Origin of the sequence: Streptomyces sp. x-80 (assembly GCF_046549095.1) — a bacterium.
In the GTDB taxonomy this organism is placed as follows: Bacteria; Actinomycetota; Actinomycetes; order Streptomycetales; family Streptomycetaceae; genus Streptomyces; species Streptomyces celluloflavus.
On sequence record NZ_JAJPWM010000060.1, the window covers coordinates 1 to 2,985 of the forward strand.

The 2,985-nt window shown below is 65.2% G+C and carries 4 protein-coding genes; all 4 read left to right on the forward strand.

The genetic code is table 11. The features are described from left to right. Positions 1 to 307: 307 nt before the first annotated feature. The 4 genes from ACLJWH_RS41840 (at position 308) to ACLJWH_RS41855 (ending at position 2,804) form a co-directional block, all read left to right on the forward strand. Positions 308 to 1,057 carry a DUF4184 family protein gene (locus tag ACLJWH_RS41840; protein WP_411147052.1) on the forward strand — a complete coding sequence of 250 codons (750 nt, stop codon included), beginning with the start codon at positions 308 to 310 and terminating at the stop codon, positions 1,055 to 1,057. Between the two features lie 125 nt (positions 1,058 to 1,182). After that, positions 1,183 to 1,997, forward strand: a protein-coding gene (locus tag ACLJWH_RS41845) for an IS5 family transposase (RefSeq protein ID WP_411147053.1) whose coding sequence is annotated in 2 segments (ribosomal slippage) — positions 1,183 to 1,525 and positions 1,525 to 1,997 — 816 coding nt in all. Because the reading frame shifts where the segments join, the coding sequence is not laid out codon by codon here. Positions 1,998 to 2,103: 106 nt separating this feature from the next. Further along, positions 2,104 to 2,589 carry a hypothetical protein gene (locus tag ACLJWH_RS41850; protein WP_411147054.1) on the forward strand — a complete coding sequence of 162 codons (486 nt, stop codon included), beginning with the start codon at positions 2,104 to 2,106 and terminating at the stop codon, positions 2,587 to 2,589. 41 nt (positions 2,590 to 2,630) lie between these two features. Next, positions 2,631 to 2,804: a hypothetical protein gene (locus ACLJWH_RS41855; protein ID WP_411147055.1), complete on the forward strand. Its 174-nt coding sequence runs from the start codon at positions 2,631 to 2,633 to the stop codon at positions 2,802 to 2,804. Positions 2,805 to 2,985: the final 181 nt, after the last annotated feature.

Here is a 2,985-nt window from a genome sequence, read left to right on the forward strand (position 1 = left end):
AGGGCGTCAACACCCGCACCAAGAGGATCATGAGGCGGATGCACGGCCGTGCCGGATTCGACCTCCTCCGCCACCGCATTCTCCTCCAATGAGCAGAACGCAGCGTCACCACCGACTACGGAACAGATCCGTTGACTGTACAGACCCCAACAGAGTCAAGTTGAGCCATCCGGCGTGTGAATGTTTACTTTCAGGGTGCTGGTGCGGTTTCTCGCGCAAGGAAGGGTGTTGGTGACGCCCCGGTCGGTGAGCCAGGGGCGTCCCAAAACTGGAAGAGCCCCCTTTTCCCTGGCCCCGGAGCAGAACCATGCCCTACACCCTGGCCCACCCGGCCGCAGTGATCCCGTTCTGCCAGGGCAGGCTGATGCCGTCCGCTCTCGTCGTCGGCGCGATGGCACCCGACTGGGCGGGACTGCTGCCGCTTCCCGGCGCGAGTCTGGCCAGCCATGAGTGGCGAGGCATCGTCACCGTCGACCTGACCCTCGGGATGCTGCTTCTGGTCCTCTTCCACGGCCTGCTGAAACAGCCCCTGCTCGATCTCGCGCCCGAGCGACTGCGGGCACGGCTCGCGGCCCCAGCTGCGGGCTTCCGCTGGAGGTCCTGGTCCGATGTCGGCTACGCGCTGCTCGCGGTGGCGCTCGGCGCCGCCACCCACGTCCTGTGGGACGACCTCACCCACGGCCAGATCGTCGACCTCGGCGGCTACGAGCAGCTGGTACAGGACGGCAGCACTATCCTGGGGCTGCTCTGGATCGGCTGGTTCCTGGTGAGCTGGTGCCGTCGCGCGCCGGAGACAGTCGCACCAGTTGGACTCGCGGTGCGTGCGCGGATCGCGGCGCAGGTCATCCTCGCCGGAGCAGTAGTGGTGCCTGCCATTATGACGTTGCTCTCTCCGCCGCGCCCCCTGAACGGTGAATTCCCCACCGGAGCAGCCCTGTTGTGGTGGTACACGGCAGAGATGGCGCTCGCGGGGATCAACACCGGGATTCCGCTGGTGATGGCGTACGCGGTGTTGTGGCAGCTACGCCGGGCGGTTCTTCTGGCCCGGGGCGTTTGACGGTCTGATGGGCGGAGTGGGGTCGGCCAGCCCTGTCTCATGGGCGAGCAGGACCGCCTGGACCCGGCTGGATCTCGTCTCACCTTAGACGGTGTCCTACATGGTGGTTGGTCGTTGAGAAACGCATGGGGAGCGTTGGGTGGGGCTGGATCGTTCCGGACGGGCTGTGGGAGATCGCCAAGCCCTTGTTGCCACCGGCCCGCGTGAGGCCGCAGGGTGGCGGAGTCGTGAACATCGACGATGAGGCGGTGTTCGCCGCGATCATCTACGTGCTGGTCAGCGGCTGTGCCTGGCGGGCCTTGCCGCCGTGCTTCGGAGCGTCGAAATCGACCGTGCACCGTCGGTTCGTCATCTGGTCGCGGGCCGGTGTCTGGGGCCGGCTGCACCAGAAGGTGTGGCAACTCCTGGACGAACAAGGGTTGGTCGATCTGTCTCGCGCGGTCTTGGACTCCGCCCATGTCCGCGCTAAAAAGGGGGCGAACTTGCAGGTCCGAGCCCCGTGGACCGAGGTAAGCCCGGTTCCAAGATGCATGTCCTGTCCGACGCGGACGGACTGCCCCTACGCGTCGGACTTTCCGCGGCCAACACCCACGACAGCCAGGCGCTGAAGCCGATGCTGTCCCATTTCCACATGGGACACGAAGTCCACGCGATGGAATCCAAGCCCCAACGTCTCCACGCGGACAAGGCGTACGACGTCCCTCACCTGCGGAAATGGTTATGGGGCAAACACATCGGAGTCCGGATTGCCCGCAAAGGCATCGAGTCCAGCGAACGGTTGGGGCGCCGCCGATGGGTCATCGAGCGGACCATGTCCTGGCTGACCGGCTACCGCAGACTCAACCACCGTTACGAGCGACAGCCGGGCAACTACCTGGCCTTTCTCGGACTGGCAGCCGCCCTCTGCTGCTACAAGCGACTACTCAAGCTCACCATGTAGGACACCGTCTTAGTCGTGTAGCTGGGTCACGTTGCCGTGACCCAGCTACACGGATCAGAGCAGAACCCTGTGAATAGACTTCAGTGACCCGAGTGAGGGACCCCAGATGATCGAGCGCCTCTACGGACGAGCGAAAGACGTGCTGAACAGCGTCGGTACACGATTCGGCATGACTGCCCTGCGCGTTTCCGTCGGCGCGGTGTTCATCTGGTTCGGCTGGCCGAAGCTCGTACCCGGGCTCAGCCCGGCCGAGCCGCTGGTCCTGAAGACCGTTGAGAAACTCACCCTCGGCGTAGTCGAGGGGAACGCGGCGCGCGCCCTGACCGGCGGCCTGGAGGTCGTGATCGGCCTCCTGCTGATCAGCGGCCGACTGCTCGTGCCCATCGTGCTCGTCCTGTTCGGCCACATGGCGGGGACCTTCGCGCCTCTGGTGCTCTTCCCGGGGGAGACCTGGAAAAGCCTCGGCGTCGGCACGCTGGAGGGGCAGTACATCCTCAAGAACGTGGTGCTCATCTCGGCGGCGCTGGCGCTCGTGGGCCACCGGGTACAACGATCCCGGCAACCGTACGTGGCTGTAGAGAAGTTGGGCTGACGTGCGCCTTATCCGGCTGAAGGAGCTCCGGGTACCCCGGCGTGGAGATCATCTGTCGTGATCGTGGTGGCGCCTATGCCGACGGCGCCCGCGCCCCCGACGCGGTCCAGGTCGCCGATTTGTGGCACGTCCTGCACCCACCCGCCTCCAAGGCGGGCCGGCTGGCTGCCCGGGTCGAGCAGCGCCACACGGCCGTGCACGACCTCCTCGGCTAGTGTGATGCGCCAGAAAAGGTGGTCTTAAGTCTGTAGGCTTTTTTTATGTCGCATAGAGCTCGTAACACGATCATGATCGGGCCTTCTTGAGGCTGCGGTAGCAGATGAGGCTGCAGGCGAGGGAGACGAAGGCGTCGTGAAGTTCGGTGCGGCGTTCCCATCGGACTGCGAGGCGTTTGAA